Annotated in this window: 6 protein-coding genes and 1 pseudogene; all 7 read left to right on the forward strand. The window is 57.1% G+C overall.

Annotated features, from left to right (window positions below; all coding sequences use genetic code 11):
• The first annotated feature begins 1 nt into the window (after position 1).
• The 7 genes and pseudogenes from ACIQU2_RS09815 to ltrA all read left to right on the forward strand — a co-directional run bounded on the left by ACIQU2_RS09815 (position 2) and on the right by ltrA (position 23119).
• Positions 2-13243, forward strand: coding sequence for a hemagglutinin repeat-containing protein (locus ACIQU2_RS09815; RefSeq protein WP_403140235.1), 13242 nt, complete (start codon positions 2-4; stop codon positions 13241-13243).
• A gap of 16 nt (positions 13244-13259) precedes the next feature.
• Entirely contained in the window at positions 13260-13745 is a 486-nt protein-coding gene (locus tag ACIQU2_RS09820) for a hypothetical protein (protein ID WP_403140237.1), read from the forward strand.
• Between the two features lie 311 nt (positions 13746-14056).
• The gene (locus tag ACIQU2_RS09825) at positions 14057-18841 is read left to right on the forward strand and encodes a hemagglutinin repeat-containing protein (RefSeq protein WP_403140239.1); all 4785 of its coding nucleotides are present in this window, start codon (positions 14057-14059) and stop codon (positions 18839-18841) included.
• Positions 18842-19284: 443 nt separating this feature from the next.
• Entirely contained in the window at positions 19285-19707 is a 423-nt protein-coding gene (locus ACIQU2_RS09830) for a hypothetical protein (protein ID WP_403140240.1), read from the forward strand.
• Between the two features lie 439 nt (positions 19708-20146).
• Entirely contained in the window at positions 20147-20509 is a 363-nt protein-coding gene (locus tag ACIQU2_RS09835) for a hypothetical protein (protein ID WP_403140242.1), read from the forward strand.
• Between the two features lie 138 nt (positions 20510-20647).
• Entirely contained in the window at positions 20648-21208 is a 561-nt protein-coding gene (locus ACIQU2_RS09840) for a hypothetical protein (RefSeq protein WP_403140243.1), read from the forward strand.
• Between the two features lie 489 nt (positions 21209-21697).
• Positions 21698-23119: pseudogene (gene ltrA / locus ACIQU2_RS09845) on the forward strand (group II intron reverse transcriptase/maturase).
• Positions 23120-23145 lie beyond the last annotated feature (26 nt).

Here is a 23145-nt window from a genome sequence, read left to right on the forward strand (position 1 = left end):
CATGGACGTTCGCCAACTGGCCTTTCTGGCCGGCCAACCCGCTGCTGCCGTAAAAAACCGTGAACACTTCTGGGGTATGCCCAAGCGCGGGTTGGCGTTCCTGTTGGCCAACGTGATGTTCTGGCAACCAATGTGGGCCCAGGCCGAGGGGATCGTTGTGGCCACGCCGGGCACCAGTCTCGGTCAGGCGGGCAACGGGGTACCGATCGTCAATATCGCCACGCCGAATGGCACCGGGCTGTCGCATAACCAGTTCCACGATTACAACGTCGGCACCCAGGGTGTGATCCTCAACAACGTCGCCGCGCAGACCGGTGCGACACAACTGGGCGGCATCATCGTCGGCAACCCCAACCTGACCAACCGGATCGCGGCGCAAACCATCCTCAACGAAGTGGTCGGCGGCAGCCCGAGCCAGTTGCGCGGTTACACCGAAGTGGCGGGACAGTCGGCGCGAGTGATCGTCGCCAACCCGTATGGCATCAGTTGCAACGGTTGCGGTTTCATCAACACTCCGCGCGTGACCCTCACCACCGGTAAACCGGTGCTGGACAACGGTCGACTGGACCGCTTCCAGGTCGATCAGGGCAGCGTCTCCATCGACGGCTCCCGGCTGAACGCCAGCAACGTCGACCGCTTCGAAATCATCACCCGCAGCGCGAAGATCAATGCCGAGATTCAGGCGAAGAACCTGACGATTGTCGCCGGTCGCAACGATGTCAATGCGCAGAGCCTCAATGCCACCGCTCGCGCCGATGACGGCAGTGCCAAACCGCAATTGGCCATCGACTCGTCGGCGCTGGGCGGGATGTACGCCGGGGCGATCAAACTGGTCGGCACCGAGTCGGGTGTCGGGGTGAAACTCGACGGCAAACTGATCGCCAGCGGTGGCGATATTCAGCTCGATGCCAACGGCCACTTGAGTCTGGTCGACACCTCGGCGACTAACGGCGCGGTCAATGTCAAAGCTGCCAGTCTCGATGCACGCGGTCCGGTCTATGCGGGCACGGCGCTAAACGTACAAACCCAAGGCAACCTGAGCAACCAGCAAACCCTCGCCGCCCGCGATAGCATCACCCTGAGCGCTGGCGGGCAGTTGACCAACAACGGCATCCTCGAAGCCGGGGTCAACACCGACGGCAGCCGCAACGCCAGCGGCGATGTGAGCCTGACCGCGCAGAGCCTCAACAACACCGGAAAAAGCGTGGTGGCCAGCCGTAATCTGACGGTGAATACCGCACAGACCTTGAGCAACCAGGGCGGCACGCTGAGCGGGCAAAGCACCAACATCACCGCCGGGACGGTGGATAACCAAAACAATGGACGGGTGTTGAGCACGGGCGCGCTGAACATCGCGGCCAATCAGGTGCTCAACGCCAAAGGCGTGATCAACAGCACGGGCAATTTGACGGGCGCTATCGGTCAGCTGAACAACAGCAACGGCGAGATTTCCAGTACCAGCATCACCCGGCTCAACGCGATCACACTGAACAACCGCAACGGCCAGGTCCTGGGTGACCTTGGCTTGAACATCGACCTCAGCGGCGCGCTGGATAACCGCGATGGTGTGCTGGGCACGGGCAAGGCGCTGGACCTTAAAGCCGCCAGCCTCGACAACCGTGACGAAGGCGTGGTGGTCAGCGGCGGTAGCCTCACCGCGCGCATCGGCGGTTTGCTGGATAACCGGAACAAGGGCGAAATCACCGCCAAAGGCGCAATCGATGTACGCACCGGCAGCCTCGATAATCGCGGGGGCAAAGTCACCGGCAAAGACACGCTGACCGTCAGCAGCGACTCAGCCGATAATCGCGGCGGAGTGACCCAGGCCGACAAGCATCTGAAACTGCAGATTGGCCAACTGGATAACCGCGACAAGGGCTTGATCAGCGGCAAGGCCGGCATCGCCTATGACGGTACTCGCCTGGACAATAGCGGGGGCCTGCTGAGTGCCGTGGGCCCGGTCACCCTCAAAGCCGATGAAGTGCAAAACACGGCGGGGCGGATCTCCAGCCAGAGCGACCTCACCGCTATCATCGGTCTGTTGCAACAACAAGGCGGCGCACTGGTCGCCCAGGGCAACCTGAGCCTGACCGGCGCCACCTTCGATAACCGCCAGGACGGTCTGGTCGCTGCGACAAAAGCGCTGAAAATCGATGTTCAGCAGATCGACAATCGCGCCGGCAAACTGTCCAGCACCTTGGGGCTGACCCTCAACGCGGAGCACCTCAACAACAGCGACGGTGGGCGATTGCTGGCTGGTGGCGATCTGGTGCTGAAAGTCGGCCACCTGATCAACCAGACCACCGGCCTGATCCAGGGCCGCAGCACCAGCCGCATTACCGGTACTCATCTGGACAACACCGACGGGGTGATCGACAGCCGCGAGACGCTGAACATCAAGCTCGACGAGGCACTCGACAACACTCGGGGACTGATCCGCAGCGACCGCTCCCTGACGCTCCAGGCCGGTCAGATCGACAACAGCGCCGCGAAGTTGAGCAGCGCCGATAACGTCTCTATCACCAGCAAGGGTGTGCTGTTGAACCAGGGCGGCACGGTCACCTCGGACAAAGCCCTGACACTGGCCACGGGCAGCCTCGATAACAGCCAGAAGGGGCTGTTGTCCGGCAAGGCCGCCACCCGCGTCACCACCACCCGCTTAGATAACCATCAGGGTGGACGGCTGATCAGTGGGGACACCCTGGAGCTCACCGCCACCGAGGTGCGCAACAGCGATGGCGCAACCATCAGCAGCGAGGGCAACCTTACCGCCAGCGTCACCGGCCTCAGTCAGCAAGGCGGGGAGCTGTTCAGCAAGGCCGGCCTGCGCCTGGACCTGAACCACGGGCAGTTGAACAATCAGGGCGGGTACGTCCATGCCACGGGCCCGTTGGTGCTCAACAACCTCAAGGACGTCAACAACCAGAAGGGCGAAATCTCCAGCGCCCAGGCCTTCACACTGGCTGCGCAAAGCCTCGATAACACCGGCGCCAAACTGATCAGCGAGCAACGCCTGAGTCTGCGTGTCGCACAGTTGTTGAATGATGCCAAAGGACTGATTTCTGCCAGCATCCTCGACAGTCACGGAGAACGACTGAGCAACACCGACGGGTTGATCAGCAGCCGCGGCGCCCTTGATCTGAACGTGGTCAACGGCTTTGATAACCAGCGCGGCACTGTCGCGGCTGATGGTGAATTACTGCTGGCGGCCGGCAGTCTCGATAACCGTGCAGGGCACATCACCGGTAAGCTGGATGTGCGCGCGACGGTCAACACACTGGACAATCAAAACGGTCAGATGATCGCCACCGGCGCCCTGGATCTCACCGGTTCGACCCTTGATAACCGTCAGGACGGACTGGTAGGCGCGACAAAAGCGCTGACACTCAAAATCGACGCCATCGATAACCGAGGTGGCGAACTCTCCAGCCAGACCGGCACCCTCACCGTTGACGGTTCGCACCTGAACAACAGCGACGCAGGCCTGATCGAGGCGAGCGATCTGCGCTTGAATGTTGGTGAGGTCCTGAACACCAACGGTGGCTTATTGAATAGCCTCTCGGGCCTGGCGCTCACTGGCCAGCATCTGGACAACCGCAACGGCCAGCTCAAGAGTCAACAGCACCTGAGCCTCGATCTGTCGGGTGACCTGCGCAATCAGCAGGGCAAGATCAACAGCCAGCGCGAGCTCAACCTCAAGGCGGATGCCATCGATAACAGCGGTGGCGCGCTCACCAGTGCCGAAGCCCTGGATCTCAGCGCCAAGGGTGCCCTCACCAACGTTGGCGGCAAGGTGGTGACTGATGCGGCTCTCGTGCTGCGTAGCGCCAGCCTCGACAACCGTGAGCACGGGGTGATCAGCGCCAAAGGCGTGGCGCAGGTTCATACCGGCGATTTCGATAACAGCCAGAACGGCAGCCTCGACAGCGGCGATACCCTGGACTTGCGCACGGCGCAGTTGACCAATCATCAAGGCCGAATCGCCAGCGAAAAGGCCCTGACTGCGAGTGTCAGCGGGCTTGATCAGCAAGACGGCAAGCTGTTCAGCAACCAGTCCCTGAGCCTGGACCTGAATCACGGGCAACTGAACAACCAGGGCGGTTTCATCCACGCGCCGGGTCAACTGCTGCTCACTCACCTCGACGGCGTCGATAACCGGAACGGAGAAATTTCCAGCGACGAAGCCTTTCATGTGGTCGCCAATCGACTGAACAACGATGGCGGCAAACTGCTCGGCAACCAGGCGTTGACGCTGCACATCCGCAATACCCTGACGTCGATCAAAGGCCAGATCGCGGCCGCTGCCCTGAAGGTCAGCGCTGCCAGCCTGGACAACACCGCGGGTAACCTCACCAGCCGCGGCGATCTTGAGCTCGCGGTGCACGGGACCCTGGTCAACCAGAACCAAGGACTTATCCAGGCCATCGACGGGCTGAACATCCGCAGTGCGGACCTGAACAATCGTGGCGGCAGCCTGTTGGGCGGCACCGCCGTTACCCTGTCGGCGATGGCGTTGGACAACAGCGCCGTTGGCCTGATCAACAGCAAGGGCACGTTGAATCTCAACGCGACCTCGTTGGACTCGAGCGCCTCGGGTGAAGTCTCGGCCAACGGCGACATGACCCTGAACCTGAATGCACTCACCCAGGTTGGTGGACGTTTGCTGGGTGATAGCGCCCTGACGTTGAACCTGGCCGGTGGCGATCTGGACAACCGCCAGGGCCGGTTGACGGCCCAAGGCCCGCTGACCATCAACCAGTTGCGCGATCTGAAAAACCAGAACGGCGAACTGTCCAGCCGGCAGGGGTTCGCGTTGCTCGCACGCAACGTGGACAACAGCGGCGGCAAGCTACTCAGCGACGCCCGACTCGGCCTCACGGTTGCCCAGTTGATCAACCAGAACGGTCTGATTTCAGGCTTGCAAGGCCTGGGGGTCGAAGCGACCAGCCTGGATAACCGCAACCACGGTACGCTCTCGAGCAAGTACGGCGACCTGAACGTCGACCTCAAAGGCACCGCGCTCAACAGCAATGCCGGGGCGCTGGTCAGCAATGGCACCCTCAAGCTCACCGCCGCCAGCCTGGACAACAGCAACGGCGGGGTGGTCTCCAGCCTCGGCAGTCAGCAACTGAACATCGCCGGTGACCTGAACAACGCCGACGGCGGGCAGATCGACAGCGATGGCACCCTCAACGTGCACGCTGCCAACCTTAACAATCACGCCGGCAAAATCAGCGCACTGCAAGACCTGGATATCACCGCGGGCAGCCTGGACAATAGCGCTGGCACGCTCTCGGGCAAGGGCGCTATCAACCTCGATTTGCTGGGCAACCTAAGCAACGTTCAGGGGGTTCTTAACAGCAATGGGGCGCTGCTGCTCAAGCACGCGGCGCAGATCGACAACCGTGGCGGCAAGCTGATGAGCCAGCGCCTGCTGACCCTGACCGCGGACAGCCTGGACAACCGCGATCACGGCACCGTCGCCGCCAATGAGCAAACGACGCTGACGCTCGCGGGCGCGGCGCGCAACAGCAATGGCGGTCTGATCTACAGCCGTGACGCTGGCCTGAGCCTCAAGGCCGCCAGCCTCGATAACGCCAAGGGCGCGATCCAAAGCCAGAAAGCCTTGAATCTGGAGATTCTCGGCGACGTCGATAATCAGAGCGGCAAGATCATCGTCCAAGACGAAGACCTGATGCTCAGCGCCACCAACCTGGACAACCGCGGTGGCGCGTTGTCGAGCATCAAGGGTGCGCTGGAGGCCAAGGTCTCCGGCGTGCTGCGCAACGGTTATGACCTGAACAACAACCGTCAGGGCGGGATGATCGAAGCCCAGCGCCTGACGCTGCGAGCCTTGGCCGGACTGGACAACAACGGCGGCCGCATCGCTGCGCGCACTGCCGATGCCTCCGTCCACACCGCTGACTTGAACAACCGCAACGGCGCACTTTTGTCCGGCGGCCAGATACGCATCAACGCTAACGGGCTGGATAACACGGCCGGTCAGATAGGCGGCCAACTGATTGATTTGAGCCTCAACGCCGCCCTCAACAACCAGCAAGGCATCATCGAAAGCGACAGCAATCTCGCGGTTCGCGCCAGCAGTCTCGATAACCGCAATGGCCAAGTGCGCGCCACCGGCGGCGCGGGCAAAACCGCGTTCCAGATCGGCGGCCTGTTCGACAACCGCAATGGTCGACTCGAGGTGGTCAACACCGACCTGAGCCTGGCCGTTGGTGGCTTTCAGAACGTCGGCGGTAGCGTGTTGCATTCCGGCACCGGTGAGTTCGACATGACCACCGCCAACATCCTCGGTGCCGGCGGCACCCTCGTCACCCGCGGCGGCATGACACTGAACGCGGACTCATGGTCCAACAGTAGCGTCATCCAGGCCGGGCGCTTGAAGGTCAACGTCAACAACTTCTACCAGAGCGCCAGCGGTCAGTTGCTGACCTCCGAGCGTCTTGAAGGTAGCGGCGGTAACTGGACCAACGATGGCCTGATTGCCAGTGACGGCAGCTTGAACCTGCAACTGACCGGGGTTTACGGAGGCAACGGGCGCCTTAGCAGCCAGGGCGATCTCACCCTGGGTGCGGCGCAATTGAACCTGCCAAGTGCAGCCAGCCTGGCGGGCGGCGGCGATACGCGCATCAACGTCGGCGGGCAACTGAACAACTTCGGCCGTCTGAGCTCACGCGGCGCGCTGATGATCGACGCGGGCAGTATCAGCAACCGCGGGACCCTCGCCAGCGGCCAGGGCATGACTCTAACAACCGGGGACTTGCTCAACGCCGGGATCAGCGCCACCGAACACAGCCTGATTTCCAGCGGCGGTGACATGCAGTTGTTGGCCAACACCTTCAACAACCGCTACGCCGAGGTCTACAGCATGGGCCGCTTGTTGATTGCGGCGAATGCCGGGCAAGCGCAATCGAGCCTGCTGGAGAACCGTTCGGGTTCGATTGAAAGCGTCGGCGACCTTACCATTCGGGCCATGACGGTCAAAAACGTGCGGGACATCCTGACCGTTTCAGGCCATGAGAAGTACTTTGCCGAAATTCATGAAATCCCTTGCGCGCCGTTTGGCAAATGCCATGTCAAGAGCAGCGGCGGGCGACGCAATGCGGTCTGGCAGGTCACTGAACGTGATCGACTGATCGTAAGTGAAAGCAGTGATGCATCGAGCATCATGAGCGGCGGTCGACTGAACATCGGTGCCCAACAGTTGAGTAACCAGAGCAGTTCCATTGCCGCCTCGGGTGACCTGGCGATCAATGCTGCGAGCATCGAAAACCTGGGGGTCGAGTCCAAGGACCTGGAAACGATCTCCATCAAGTACAACCACGTTTACGAGTTCAAGGGTGCGAAAAAGGCCGTCGCCAAATTCAACGCCAATAACAAAGGAAAAGTTTCCGCCACCTTTGAGGCGGACATGGCCGCCTTCAACAAACTGATGACAGGCGGCACGATCTCGGTCAAGAGCCATGACCTGCCGGGCAGCGGCCTGACCTACGACGCAATCATTCAGTCCGGTGCTGCCGTCCAGCTCACCGCCTCGCAAAACATCAACAACAGCGTGGTGCGCGGCTACTACGCGTACGTCGGTGGCGGCAAGAAAACCGGCGACACCAGCGTCGGCAGCCAGTATTCGACCCCTATCTACATCAACTCCCAGCTACCGCCAGATTTGGCGCAGCAACAGGTCAACCCGTTGACGTTGCCGGGCTTCAACTTGCCTGCCGGGCAAAACGGCATGTTCCGGCTCAGTGGCCAGGGTGCGAGCGCTACCGCGCCGACCCAGGCCAACGTTGCACCGCAAAGCTGGACCATGGGCAGCGCCAGCCTGAGCCTGGCGCAGCACACGCAACAACTGCCGGTCAGCCAGGGGCGCGTCATTCAAGTAGGTGACGTGGCCGCGGTGGCCGCCAGCGAGCGTCAGCTGGACGCCATTGCCCGGCAGAGTGTCGGCGTCGATGTCAGCTTACCGAGCTTTGTCACGACGATCCCGGCGGACGGCGCCAGCGCCAACCTGCCATTGGCTAACCGTACCAGCCTTGGCTCACAGAACCAGACTATTGCCCGGGTTCAGGGGTTGCCGTCGGCAATCCCCCCGTCCAATCCGCACAAGTACCTGATCGAAACCAACCCGGTGCTCACCGACCTCAAGCAATTCATGAGCTCGGATTACCTGCTGTCCAACCTCGGCTACGATCTGGACAAGAGCGCCAAACGACTGGGCGATGGCCTCTATGAACAACGCTTGGTCCAGCAAGCGGTGGTGGCCCGTACCGGCCAGCGATTCATCAATGGCCAGACCTCCGACGAAGGCTTGTTCAAATACCTGATGAACAACGCCATCGTCAGCAAGCAGCAGCTGGACCTGGCGGTGGGTGTCACCCTGACTTCGCAACAAGTGGCCGCGCTGACCCACGATATCGTCTGGCTCGAAGAGCATGAGGTCAACGGCGAAAAAGTACTGGTGCCCGTGCTTTACCTGGCCAATGCCAACCAACGCCTGGCCTCCAACGGCGCCCTGATCGCCGGCAAGGACGTGTCCCTGATTGCCGGCAAAGACCTGATCAATGCCGGCACCTTGCGCGCCAGCAACAATCTGTCGGCCTCGGCGGGCAACGACCTGGTCAACAGCGGTCTGATCGAGGCCGGCAATCGTCTTGACCTGCTGGCCGGCAACAACCTGGTGAACAAGACCGGCGGCATCATCGCCGGTCGCGACGTCAGCCTGACCACCCTGCGTGGCGACCTGATCAACGAACGCACCGTCACCTCGCACCAGAGCGCCAGCGGCGATCTGAAGGACCGTCACGACTTCCTCGACAGCGCCGCGCGCATCGAAGCTGCCAACGACCTGACCCTCAACGCCGGGCGCGACCTCAACAACACCGGTGGCGTACTGCAAGCCAAACGCGACACCACCATCAACGCAGGCCGCGATGCCAACCTCGTCGCAGTGGAAGAGCAAAACAGTGAAACCCGCAGCCGCTTCCTGCGCGAAACCATCACCCAACACGGCAGCGAAATCACCACCGGCCAAGACCTCAGCGTCAGGGCCGGTCGCGACCTGACCGCCATCGCCAGCCAGATTGAAGCCAAGCGCAACCTCAGCATGGACGCCGGGCAAAACCTCACCCTGGCGTCTGCGGCGGATGAGAGTCACTCGTTCTCCAAGAGCAAGAAAGTCACCAGTCAGCGGGATCATGTAAGCCAGGTGTCCACCAACGTCACGGCGGGCGGCAATGTGGCGTTGAGTGCGGGTAAGGATCTGGATTTGATTGCCAGTCGGGTGAGTGCGGGGGATGAAGCCTATCTGTTTGCGGCTAATAACCTGACGCTCCAGAGTGCAGAGGACAGCGATTACAGCTTCTACAGCAAGACCAAGAAAAGCTCATCGGGCAAGAAGAGTCGACTCGATGAAGTGGCCAGCACCACCAACATTGCAAGCGCAGTGACCTCCGGCGGCAACAGTACGCTGCTGGCCGGTAAAGACATGCTGATAAAAGGCAGCGAGATCGCGGCCGATAAAGGCGGTGTGCAACTGGTGGCCGGCAATGACATGCAGGTCGTTGCGGTCACTGATTCGAACAGCGCCCGCCACGAAAGCAGCTCAAGCAAAAGTAGTTGGGGCGGCTTGAAGTCGAGCAAGGTCAAGGATCAGCTTTCTGAGACGCAAACCACTGCTGTCGGAAGCGTGATCTCGGGCAATACTGTGGATGTCGCTGCTCGTCGTGATGTAACGGTGACTGGGTCGTCATTAGTCAGCACCCAAGACCTTAAGGTTGCAGCGGGACGCGATCTGACCATTAATGCAGCGGAAAATACATTCACCCGTAACGAACTGCACAAGGAAAAGAACCGTGACCTGACGGGTGTACTGACGGCCAATAACCTTGGCGTCGATGACATTACAGGCAACCAGCACCTGTCGGTCAGCAGTCAGAACCATACCGGCAAGTCATCCCAAACCACGTTGACCGGTAGCACAATTGGCTCCAGTGCAGGGAACGTCAGTCTGTCTGCGGGACGCAATCTTGGGGTCATTGCCAGTGATCTGGTCAGTACTCAAAACATGACCCTTAATGGCTCGAACGTGACCATTGCCGCAGGCATGGAAAGCGCGAGTCAGAGCAGCACCGACAAATCCAGCAGTCTCGCTGTTGGGCGAGTAATCGGGGGGGCTGTCGTCGATACTGCCAATAGCATTCGAGCGGCGGTTAAAGCGGCCAACGATGCCGACGACCCTCGACTCAAGGCAGTGAAGTTGGCTCAGGCAGCGCTGGCGGCCTACAACCTCAATGGAATGGCATCCCAGACTGCCGGAGAGAGTTCGGGTTTCAAAGACAAACAAGGTGGAACTGCCAGCAACGGTTCGTTGATAAAAATTGGTACAGAACTCGCCAACACTCATAGCAAAAGTACCAGCGAGTACACCAGCCAGACCGCCAAACAAAGCACGCTCAACGCCGGTAAAGACCTCACCATCACCTCTGCAGGCAACGCAGCAGGAACCCTTGGTGATATTCATGTTGTGGGTAGTAGCCTGAAGGCGGCGAATACCCTGTTGCTAGCAAAGAACGACATCACCCTTGAGAGTGCGCGGAACACCGCAGACTGGACCAACAACAATACCAACAACAAAACCAGCATTGGCGCCAGTTTCAATATCGGTCAACAAAATGGCTTCACCCTGGACCTCGGAGCGCAGATTGCCAAAAGCATGGGGACTGGGAGTTCAGTCACCCAGGTCAACAGTACGCTGGACACTGGATCGCTGTTGCTGCGTAGCGGCAACGACACCACCCTGGCTGGTGCTCAGGTGCGTGCTGACAGTATCCAGGCGTTGATCGATGGCAACTTAAATATTATTTCTCGTCAAGACAGCGAGACACAGAAAAACAAGCAAGGCAGCGGCGGTTTCGGCGCCAGCATTTGTATTCCTCCCTTCTGCTACGGTTCAACGGCGACGGCATCTGCAAGCCTTGCCGCGGGCAATATGAGCAGTGAATACAAGCAGGTTACCGATCAGAGTGGTCTATTTGCCGGTACGGGTGGTTACAGCCTTGATGTTGGCAAAAACACCACACTACAAGGCGCGGTTATTGCGAGCCAAGCCTCTGCCGACAAGAACCTGCTTATCACCGACCGGTTGATCGTCAGTGACATCAAGAATGTCAGCGAGATCAACAGCCAATCTGCTGGAGTGAGCGTCTCTGGCAGCTATGGTGGCGGAGCAGCAAGTGCATCAGTGGGCGGTTTGTCTGGTATTGCGCTGGAAGAGTCTGATCACAGCAAAACCCGCAGTGCGGTCAGCGAAGGCACGATCATTGTGCGCAACACCGAGGGCGCAAATGATCTGGTCGGGCTGAACCGCGATACCGCAAATGCCAACGATACGCTTGATAAACCTGACCAAAAAGCCATGGAAGAACGCATGGAGCTTGTAAGAAGTTCCATGGAACTGGTCAAAGGTGTCGGCGACGCAATTACTGCGGCAAAAATCAAAGAAGCTAACGATCCCGATAGCGAAACTTCAAAAGCAGCACGTCAGAAACTGCTCGACAACGGGGTAGTCGATCCGAGTAACGAGCAAGTCGCCAAACAAGTTCAGAATGATTACGGCGTCGGCAGCAGTTTCCAGAAAGCCAACCAAGCGGTGACGGCCATCGTTCAAGGGCTGATTGGCGGAAATATCGGCGGTGCTCTGGCGGGCGCTGCTGCGCCTTATCTGGCGCAAACGGTCAAGGACATGACGGATGGGGACGGAACAGCCAATTTAATGGCCCATGCGGTTTTGGGCGCAGTGATCGCCAGAGCAGGTGGTAATTCGGCGTTAGCGGGGGCGGCTGGCGCAGTCGTCGCCGAGGGAACCGCACGGCTGATCAGGGAAGAGCTTTATGGTGGACTCAGCAACGAAGAGCTGACGCAAGAGCAGAAGCAAACAATCTCTGCATTGGCCACATTGGCTGCCGGGATTGCGGGTTCAGTCACAGGCAAGGATGCGTTATCTGCTGTGGCATCAGCTCAGGTTGGGAGGAATGCCGTAGAAAACAATTTTCTGAGCCCGGCTGACCAGACGTTGCTGGATCAACTTCGGCAACAGCGGTTGGGCAGGGATACTCGCGTTTCCGTTGCTCAGAAACTGGTCGCGTTGGATAAGCTGGATCAAATCTCAAATGCACTGATGGAACGCTATCGTCGGCACCCTGAGACGATGTCCGATGCTGACAAGGTTCAGCTCAACAACTATCTGCAGGAATATACCTACGCACTGATAAATGCTTATGGCCCAGAGGTGGCGCAGGCAAAAATTGATTCTCTAACAAGAAGTGGGCCGTTAAAGCAAAGCGATACCGTCGCCTATGCGAGCTACAGCGCGGAAAAGCAGGCTTCGTTGGATAGACTGTACCCAGGCGGACTCGTTGAGCAGATGAGTCGCCCGCTGAGTCAAAACGAGCAGCTTTATCTCGACTCCCTTGGCACGCTGCGCATCAATCAGAACTACCAGGCGCTTGCTGATGTAGGCACTCCCGCGCTGTATGTGATGAGCGGTAGCTTGGGGCTGGGTATACGCTTGGTTGCTGCCGAAAGCGGAGCGCTTCAGATCGTGTACGGTGGGGTGCAAGCCTACAATGGCGACACGTGGGCTGCGGCCGGCAACATAGTGATGGGCGCTCTGAACATTGCTGGTTCAGGGGTGAATGGGGTTTTGAAGGGGGGGGGTGGTAGTGGTGCAAAAGGGACTGTCTCTAAAAATCCAAATGCAACCAGTGCGCTTACTGACTCAGAGGCGGGTACGCTGGTTGAAAGGAATGTTTTGGAGGCGAGTCCCAAAGTAATAAATCAAGCCGAACCAGAAGTCCTTGCAAAGGTTAATAACGGACGCAGCCCATATTCTGAGTTAAACGGTGCAATTGGGGAGGCTCGTGGCTGGAGTCAGGCTATTGAGTCAGGGCAAACACCTATTTCCGGACCTGGAAAAGCGTCACTACCAGGTGCAGATTACATTACGTATGATCCATCATCGCGATCTGTGATCGTCTGGGACGCCAAATATCGTGCTCCTGGCGGAAGCTATCCGACCTCCTTGTCAGATTCAAAGTTACAGGCCTGGCAATCAGAGATCATAAACTCTGTTAAAAATATGCCGGAGGGACAGGCCAAAATAGCCGCAGAGAACGCGCTTAAGGCTGGCAGGGTCGAAGGTCGAATATTCAAATGGCCACAATAGGTTTGAGGTATTTAAGATGCAAGAGTGGTCATCGCTGTGCAAGTTAAAGGTTGGGGACGCCGTCGATGTACGAGAGCAATGCGTTCTTGCCATGGAAGATGGTGCATACAAAATATCAGACGATCAGTATTTTTTAGCTGATGCTTTTTTTGATGAGGGAAAGGAAAAACTTCGTTTGCTATCCCTCTACTGGGCCTGCAGTGAGCCTGCATTTCGGAGAGCCTACTACAGGGATGTTGAAAATGATGACATGGCTGTACGCCCGCCGCCGTCTGAATTGCTTCCAATGGAGGCGGGTGGGACCTATAGTCAGATAAAAAATGCTCTTAGTTCTCTTGGTTCTGACAAGTTTATGGAGTACGCCTCTTATCGTGTGATGTCTGATGGCGCATTTGTTCATAAGAGCTTAGAAAGTTCATCGGCTGTTTATTATTTTCGCTTGCCTGATATTGTTGATGATGAGCTGCCTTACGCGATATTGTGGAAGCTTTTTAGTGCGTGAATTAGCGAGGAACAGCGCCCTGTTGCCGGGGTAAAGTGGTGCAAAAGGTGGTAAGGCAGTTCCTGATTTTTACACCAGAGTATCTGGAGAGACCATTCCTTCAGCGGCTTTGAGTGCATTTGCTGGGGTGGAGTAGCCTAAATCGCAATCTTCAGCTTTGCCTCGGCCAACGTTTCATCGATGGCCTCCGACGAGGGCCTGTTCAAATACCTGATGAACAACGCCATCGCCAGCAAGACGGGCTCAACCTGTCGCTCGGCGTCAGCCTGACCGCCGAGCAAGTCGCGGCACTGACCCACGACATTGTCTGGATGGAAAACGCCGAGGTGAACGGTGAACAAGTGCTGGTGCCGGTGCTGTACCTGGCCAACGCCGGCACCTTGCGCGCCGCCAACAACCTGTCGGCCACCGCCACCAACGACCTGGTCAACAGCGGCCTGGTGGAAGCCGGTAACCGCCTCGACTTGCTGGCCGGCAACAACCTGACCAACAAGGCCGGTGGCGTCATCGCCGGTCGTGACGTCACGCTCACCGCCACCCGTGGCGACGTGATCAACGAACGCACCGTCACCACCCACGAAAGCGGCAGCGGTTATCGCGACGAACGCACCGACTTCGTCGACAGCGCCGCCCGCATCGAAGCGGCCAACAGCCTGACCATCAAGGCCGGGCGCGACGTCAACAACACCGGCGGCGTGCTGAAAAGCGGTGCGGATACCACGATCACTGCCGGCCGTGACGTCAACCTCACTTCCGCTGAGCAGGTCGCCAGCGACGAGCGTGGGCTGCACCGTGATCAGACCATCACCCAATATGGCTCAGACGTTGATGTGGGGCAGGACCTCAAGGTGACTGCCGGCCGTGACCTGACGGTCATCGCCAGCCAGATCGACGCCAAACGCGATGTGAGCATGAGCGCTGTCGGCGACCTGACACTGGCCTCGGCGGCGGACGAACAGCATTCGTACAGCAAGAGCAAGAAGGTCACCAGCCAGGAGGATCATGTCAGTCAGGTGTCTACGACGGTCAATGCGGGGGGCAGTCTTGCCCTCAGTGCGGGCAAGGATCTGGACCTGATTGCCAGTCGGGTGAGTGCGGGGGATGAAGCCTATCTGTTTGCGGCTAATAACCTGACGCTCCAGAGTGCAGAGGACAGCGATTACAGCTTCTACAGCAAGACCAAGAAAAGCTCCTCGGGCAAGAAGAGTCGACTCGACGAGGTGGCCAGCACCACCAACATCGCAAGCGCAGTGACCTCAGGCGGCAACAGTACCCTGCTGGCCGGCAATGACATGCTGATAAAGGGCAGCGAGATCGCGGCCGATAAAGGCGGTGTGCAGCTGGTGGCCGGTAATGACATGCAGGTCGTTGCGGTCACTGATTCGAACAGTGCTCGCCACGAAAGCAGCTCCAGCAAAAGTAGTTGGGGGGGCTTGAAGTCGAGCAAGGTCAAGGATCAGGTTTCCGAGACGCAAACCACTGCTGTCGGTAGCGTGATCTCGGGTAACACCGTGAGTGTGGCGGCCAAGCGTGATGTCACGATCACCGGCTCATCTCTGGTCAGCACCCAGGATCTGACCGTACAGGCTGGTCGCGACCTGACCATCAATGCGGCGGAAAACACCTTCACCCGCGACGAATTCCATAAGGAAAAAAATCGTGATCTGAGCGGCGTACTGACGGGCAATAACCTTGGCGTCGATGACATCACTGGCAACCAGCACCTGTCGGTCAGCAGACAGAACCATACCGGCAAGTCCGCGCAAACCACGTTGACGGGGAGCACCATTGGCTCCAGCGAGGGGAACGTCAGTCTCACCAGTGGCCGTGAACTGAGCGTGATCGCCAGTGACCTCGTCAGCACCAAGAACATGAGCCTGATCGGTTCCAAGGTGACCATCGCTGCCGGTATGGAAAGCGCGAGCCAGAGCAGTACCGACAAGTCCAGCAGCCTGGCTGTAGGTCGAGTGGTTGGCGGCGTGATCGTCGATACGGTCAATACAATTCGCAGTTCAGTAAAAGCGGCCAATAACGCCGACGACCCGCGACTCAAAGCAGTGAAGCTGGCTCAGGCAGCCATGGCGTTCAACGATCTGGGAGGTATGGGCGGCGACGCCGAAGGCGCTGGCTCGGATTATGGAAAAAAACAGGGCTCTGCCAGCAACGGCTCCCTGATCAAAATTGGCACGGAACTGGCGAATACCCACAGCAAAAGCACCAGCGAGTACACCAGCCAAACTGCCAAGCAAAGCACGCTCAACGCAGGCAAAAACTTATTGATCATCGCCGATGGCGGTGCGCCGGGAGCAGCGGGTGATATTCATGTGATTGGCAGCAGCTTGAAAGCCGCCGACACCGTATTGCTGGCGAAAAACAACATCACCCTGGAAAGCGCGCAAAACACCGCCAACTGGGCCAATAACAACAGCAACAATAAAACGGCCATAGGTGCCAGCTTCAACCTCGGCGAGCAGAATGGGTTCACCCTCGACCTGGGAGCGTCCATCGCCAAGAGCATGGGGACCGGTAGCTCCGTTACCCAAGTCAACACGACCCTGGATACCGGTTCTCTATCCCTTCACAGTGGGCAGGACACGACCCTGGCTGGCGCGCAGGTACGGGCCGACAGCATCAACGCGTTGATTGACGGCAACCTCACCATCACCTCGCGCCAGGACACCGAGACCCAGAAGAGCAAGCAGGGCAGTGCCGGTTTCGGTGGCAGCATCTGTATTCCTCCGTTCTGCTACGGCGCCCCCGTGGCCGTGTCTGGAAGCCTGGCCGCCGGCAACATGAACAGCGAGTACAAGGCTGTAACAGACCAGAGCGGTCTGTTCGCCGGCAAGGGCGGTTACGATATCACCGTCGGTAACAACACCACCTTGCAAGGTGCGGTGATTGCCAGTGAGGCGTCTGCCGACAAGAACCTGCTCAGCACTGATCGTCTGATCGTCAGCGACATCAAAAATACCAGCGATATCAGCGCCCAGTCGGCAGGCTTTTCGGCTTCCTACGGCAGCAATGCCGGCTCAAGTGTGGGCGGTAGCGTTCCGCTGTCACTGAACGATTCGGACCACAGCAGCACCCGCAGTGCTGTCAGCGAAGGCACCATCATCGTGCGCAACGCCGAGGGTGCGAATGATCTGGTTGGGCTGAATCGCGATACTGCGAACGCCAATCAGACGCTGGACAAGCCTGATGAAAAAGCGATTCAGGAGCGGATTGATCTAATCCAGAGCACAGTCGCGCTGTCCAAAAACATCATCGGCAAAGTAGCCAATGCCCAGCAGCAAGCTGCCGGTGAGAGAGCCAAAGCAGCTCCGACTGAAAAGGAGCGCCAGGCAGCGCTTGATGATTACAACAGCTGGGGTGTGGGCGGCGACAAACGCTTTATGGCGGACATCGCCGCTGGCGTGATTGCCGCCGGCTTGGGGAATGTGGGTGGTGCGACGGCGATCGGCCTTGTAGCTAATACCACGGCGGCAGATACCTTCAGAAAAATAGGTGATTACGCCGATCAACAGCTTGCGGACGCGATACGTAACAAGGATACGACCCTGCAAGCGGCATGGGCTGAAGGTGGTTCAGCACGTGTCTTGTTGCATAGCCTGGCAGGTGCCGTACAAGGCTTATCCAGTGGCTCGGTGGTGAACGGTGCCCTTAGCGCAGGCGCGTCGGCAGCAATCATGCCGGCACTGGACGAAGTGCTGAAAGGTTATGATATCGGACTGGCAAGCCGGGATGCGTTCGGCACTTTAATAGCCGCAGGCTTGGGGGCGGCAGCCGGAGGCGGTGGTTCGGTTTCGCAGATGAGCGGTGCCGCTATTGCTGCCAATGTTGAGCAGTTCAACCGTCAGATGCACCCGGCAGAAATTCCGCTGCTTAAGGCTCAAGCGCAAGCATTGGCCAAGGACGCAGGTATCAGCGAAGCCGAGGCTGAGGCGCGCTTGGCCAGGGCCTTGGTGTACTACACCGATGCGGATTGGCGTAAGGTCATTGACTCCAAAGCGTCGGTACCCGATGACATCACGCTCAAGCATCTGGGCATTGCATTAGCGCCGTTGGCGGATAGTTACGATGTCATTGCAACGCTCAACGATTTTCCTGTGCTCACTGACAAAAAGAGTTACACGCCAGTAGAAACAGCTCGCCTGCTTCAAAATTACAGCGTTAACCACCCGGAAGCGTATGCGAATAACCGGCTGAACGGCGAGTATCTGAATCCAAACTTCAATTTTTTCCCGACAGCTGAGGACTATCGTAACCAGGATTTTTATAACAAGAATTTGAATTTCCGTGACGGTGTTGGCGACTTCATTGCTGGTTCAATCACGGGGTTGCCGAAAGGGTATTGGAATGCTGCGGCTGGTGCCGCCACCAATTTCTGGGCGCTGGGCAGTAGCCTTTTGAACCAGCCTGCGGATACAACGAGTCAGATCGCAAACGGTCTATTGTTCTCGATGGCGAGCCCCGATACGCTGTTGAGCAGCTACCGTGATAACAAGAATGACGTAGAGATACTGACTTATCTGTATCAGTTGCAAGGCGACACGGCTGCTAGCGCGGCGGTTCGAGCCAAATATGATGCGCAAATGGCAATTAATCTGTTGCCGGCTGGGCGGGTTGGGAAGCTGGGTGAGGTTGTTGGATGGGAAACAGGTGATGCTCTCCGCGCGCAAATCTTGAGCGCCATTTCGGATAGTCAGGCCGCCCGGCTCAGTTCAAATTTTGGTCAGTTCAGCAAGGCTGAAGGAAAACTTCAGGAGATTCTTGGTATTTGGCCGCCAAATGGTGGTGGTTATTCTCCTATACCGAATACGACGTTGGATGTTGGGATGTTGTTTGACCGTTATGGATATCCAGGTGGTAAATATCTTTCTCCGTTAGGAGCTTCGTTTGGTGAGCGCGCTTTGCCTTCCTCGTATGAGATTAGTAAACCGTATTTCCAATATGAAGTTATCCAATCCCTTCCTGGAGTCACCAAAGCAAAAGTCTTACCATGGTTTGGGCAGCCGGGGATGGGGACGCAGTTCCAGCTGGAAAACTCTGTTCAATGGTATATAGATAATGGATATTTAAAGGACCTTTCAAAGTGAAAAAGCAAGAATTGTCATCTAGTCTCCATGCTATAGGCGTTAGTAGTAATAGCTACTCTTTGGGGGAGATCCGTCACAGCGACTGTGTGTGTGTTGTTTTAGAGAGTGGCAAGTGGAAAGTTTACTACGTGGAACGTGACATCCCGGCTGAGCTTGCGGTGCTGGACACTGAAGAGCAAGCTTACGATTTTGTTTTCGAAACATTTTGTAAATGGCTTGGTTTGCGCAGACCGCATTAGGTTTGGTTGGTGATTAAATAAACCTGTCCCGAATGGCATAGAGCGGTGCGACTATTTATAAAGTTAATGGCGATGTAATAGTCGGCGCTGGAACTACCTTGGCAAGCCCACAGTTCGGGGTGGGTGGGGTCGGTCAAATGTTTATTCCAAATTTCGAAAATGTATTAGTGCCGTTATATTCAATTCCATTTAAGAGATAGCGCTATGCCAAAATTACAAAATCTCAAAGACGGATACATTTGCCTTGATGATGGCATATTGATTAAGCAAGATTTGTCAGCGGTTGCCGTTAGTGATCAGGGAGTGAAATTTGATCATGAGATCGATATGGGTAATGGTTGGGTACTGCGATCCAGTAGGCTTCATTTTATTCTAGGTCATGAGGTTAATGTGACTTTTAACTTTTTTAAAGATAGTCTGAAAATGTTCGGTTTCGCATTGGTGAATGAAAATGGGCATGACCTCGAAGAACTCAAGAAAAAACATGACGACTTGCTGAAGAGCCTGCTTGGTGAACCTCAGAAAAAAAATGAAGTTGTGGTGGCTTATGAGTTTACATGGGGGTCTATAACTTCTCAGAAGGATCCAAGAGGAGGCTCGTGTAGCATAGAGGTTTATTGGGTGTAAAGATGTACGTGGATGGGGCGCAGTCGTTCTTAAGAGTTAAGACTCTAACCAGTAGGGGATTCCTCAGGGACAGATCACGTTTTTCTTGAAGAGAGAGCAGTGCTCCTTCGATTTAAACGTGGTCTGTCCCTAATTCTTCCTCATGATAAAACACAGATCCGGTACCCGATTCCACTAGGTAACTGCGAAGGGGAATATGGCAATTTATATAGAGATGGATAAAGTTGTAGAAACTGAAGAATATGTTGAATACACGTTCGGCCGGAATTTGGAGGTTGGGATAATACGGCTGGGAAAAAGGATGAAGTTATTCGTGTGTTGAAAGAGTGTCCTCTGGATGTAAATGAGGAATGGTCGAAAAGAGCTGCTATGAAACTAATTCGTCTTTGGGAAAGTGGGAATTTTCCTGAGAAAACTCAGTGGGCTTCTTGAGGAAAGAGTGAAGAGAAAGGGCGGATTTATTTGTTTGGCTATGCGGCGGCAAAAAAATAAATCCGCCCTGTTTTTAGGTTGCCGACTTTTTTGTCCTTGTTTTGATATTTTTTTTAATGGTGGGTTAATGCTTGGGGGAATTCTCGAAGGTGAGTTGCCGTGCCAGATTTTTAGGGCCTTGATAGAGGCCGATCCTACCGTTGGTAATATACGTCTTAGTGAGATTTTTCATGAGGAGTTTATCGGGGTGGATAGTTTGGCTATGCAGCTTGTTTGGCATTGGAGTGGGCCAGGGAAAGCTGGAGGAATTAGTGATGAGTCACTAAACGCTGAGTTGTTGGCAATGTTGAAGAACGCAGGTTATTTGTAGGGGAAGAAAAGTGTACGTTGCATCGACCGGTTGAGCCCGCCGCCGATTTATTTGTTTGGCTTGTAGGGTAGCCAGAAAATAAATCTGTCCGTTTTTCGTTTTCTACACCCGACATACGCTTAATAAGGACATCCAGACGTGAAAACACACACACTACTAACACTGACCCTGATTCTCGCATTACCAGGCTGCCATTCCAGCATCAGAGACTCGTCCCCAAGTCTGCTGAAAGACGGCATCCAGCTGCGCCAGAACACGGTAGTTGTCGATGCGCAGCACGCCAAGGTCATCATGAAAGCGTCGGGCTACACATTTCCAGTAGAATTTTCGGTCCGCCGTGCGACAGATCCTGACCAACGATTTGAGGTACTTGGAACTGTGGTGGATTCCGGCCAGGGCAAGGTGTTCGGCTGGATCGCCAAACTCAACGAAGTGGCCAACAGCGCCACGGTTAAACGCTTCCCGCAGTTGGAAGTACAGGCCGATGCCGATAAGCCTTTCGAGGTGTCGGGATATTCGAATGGCAGGGGCGCTGGGGGTACCTATAGTTGCGGCCCGCTGAAAAGCACCTTTACACCAGAACGAAGCAAGGTCTATCTGGTGGAGTTCCAGTTTGTGGGTCAGCGCTGTGAGCAGCATGTTTACGATGTCACCCAGCCTCAGCAGCGTATTCCCGTGACGAGCGTACCTGCGGTGTGAAAGGGATTTATCTATTGCTCACAATATGAAACGGGCGACCCAAAAGGTCGCCCGTTTTCATTGTGCGCCAGGCATGGCGCGTTGCGCGTAAGCGCAACCAGCGTGGCTGTGGTGGCCTCGCTGGTGACTTGGAGGTGAAAGTCCTCTACACACCCGGCAAGGGGAAGTGTTAGCCAGAGGCAAGGGTGTCGCGGGTGACTGCGAATCTGAAGGAAGCCCGAGGCAAAATGCTGGCCTGACGAACAGGAAGCGGATAGAGGCGGCGCAGCGGGGTGAGGTGGCAATGATCACTAAAGCCCGATACTTGCACGGAACGCTGCGACGTAGATCCGACGGGCATAAGCAGGAAGGTCGCGCGAATTACCCTGGGAGATCTGTAGGTTTGCCGCAGGGCTACCGAGCGTCGAGAGGCGACGGGATGAATCTGCAGAAGTCAGCCGAGGCCGTAGTAAGTGACGAGTAACCCCGTCACCAAGGGCCGAACAGGTTATGCCGTCAGTAGGCGTCAGAGTCTCGTCGAATGTTGAAACGCAGAATGTTCTCCAAGAGGAAACTGTTACCCCAGATCCCGGACGGTATCCGAGGATGACGGCTGACAGGGCGAAAACATCGGCGGCGTCTGTGACGTGGACGAACGCGGAGCCGGACACGTTGATGGAGCGGGTGCTTGCGCCCGCCAATCTCAGACGTGCGTATCAACGCGTAGTCGGCAACAAGGGCGCACCGGGTGCCGATGACATGACGGTCGACCAGTTGGCGAACTACGTGAAACAGTATTGGCCGATCCTTAAGGTTCGGTTGCTGGCCGGTGAGTACCATCCGCAAGGTGTGCGCGCCGTCGACATCCCCAAACCCAAAGGGGGAACACGGTAGCTGGGTATTCCCTGTGTTGTGGATCGCCTGATCCAACAGGCTCTGCTGCAACAGCTCACATCCATCTTCGACCCTCTGTTCTCGGACTACAGCTACGGCTTCCGTCCGGGCAGAAGCGCCCACCAAGCCATCGAAACAGCCCGTGCTCATGTGGCGGCGGGTCACCGCTGGTGCGTGGAACTCGATCTGGAGAAGTTCTTTGATCGGGTCAACCACGATGTCCTGATGGTCTACATGGCGCGTCAGATCGAAGACAGGCGTGTGCTCACGCTGATCCGTCGTTATCTCGAAGCGGGGACGATGTCGGGCGGTATCGTCAGTCGACGGCAGGAAGGGACGCCGCAAGGCGGCCCGCTCTCGCCGTTGCTGTCGAATATCCTGCTCAACGAACTCGACCGTGAACTGGAACGGCGGGGCCATCGTTTCGTGCGCTATGCCGATGACGCGAACATTTATGTGTGTAGTCGTCGTGCTGGTGAGCGAGTGATGGAAGGTGTCGAGCGGTTCTTGAGACAGCGTTTGAAACTGACACTGAATCGAGAAAAGAGCCGCGTGGCAAGGCCTTGGATCTGTGATTACCTGGGTTATGGGATGAGCTCGCATTACCAGCCGAGGTTGAGAGTGGCGACAATGAGTCTGGGTCGCTTGCGCGACCGACTCAGAGACCTGCTGCGCGGAGCGCGGGGCCAGAAGATGGCGAGCGTCATCGAGCGGATAAACCCCGTATTGCGCGGCTTGACTGGCTACTTCAAGCTCAGCCAGAGCAAAGGTCCTCTCGAAAAGCTCGACGGATGGGTGCGTCGAAAACTTCGTTGTGCCGTGTGGCGTCACTGGAAGCAGTCCTCGACGAGGGCACGCAACCTGATGCGTCTCGGGCTCAGTGAGGTGATCGCCTACAAGTCAGCCTTCAACGGCCGAGGACCGTGGTGGAACGCAGGTGCATCCCATATGAATCTGGCTCTGCCAAAGAAGCGATGGGATGCACTGGGGCTTGTCTCGATACTGGATACGATCAACCGGCTTAGCCGCATAACCTGAACCGCCGTATACGGAACCGTACGTAC

Source organism: Pseudomonas sp. NPDC098740 (assembly GCF_044760065.1).
GTDB classification, from domain to species: domain Bacteria; phylum Pseudomonadota; class Gammaproteobacteria; order Pseudomonadales; family Pseudomonadaceae; genus Aquipseudomonas; species Aquipseudomonas rossensis.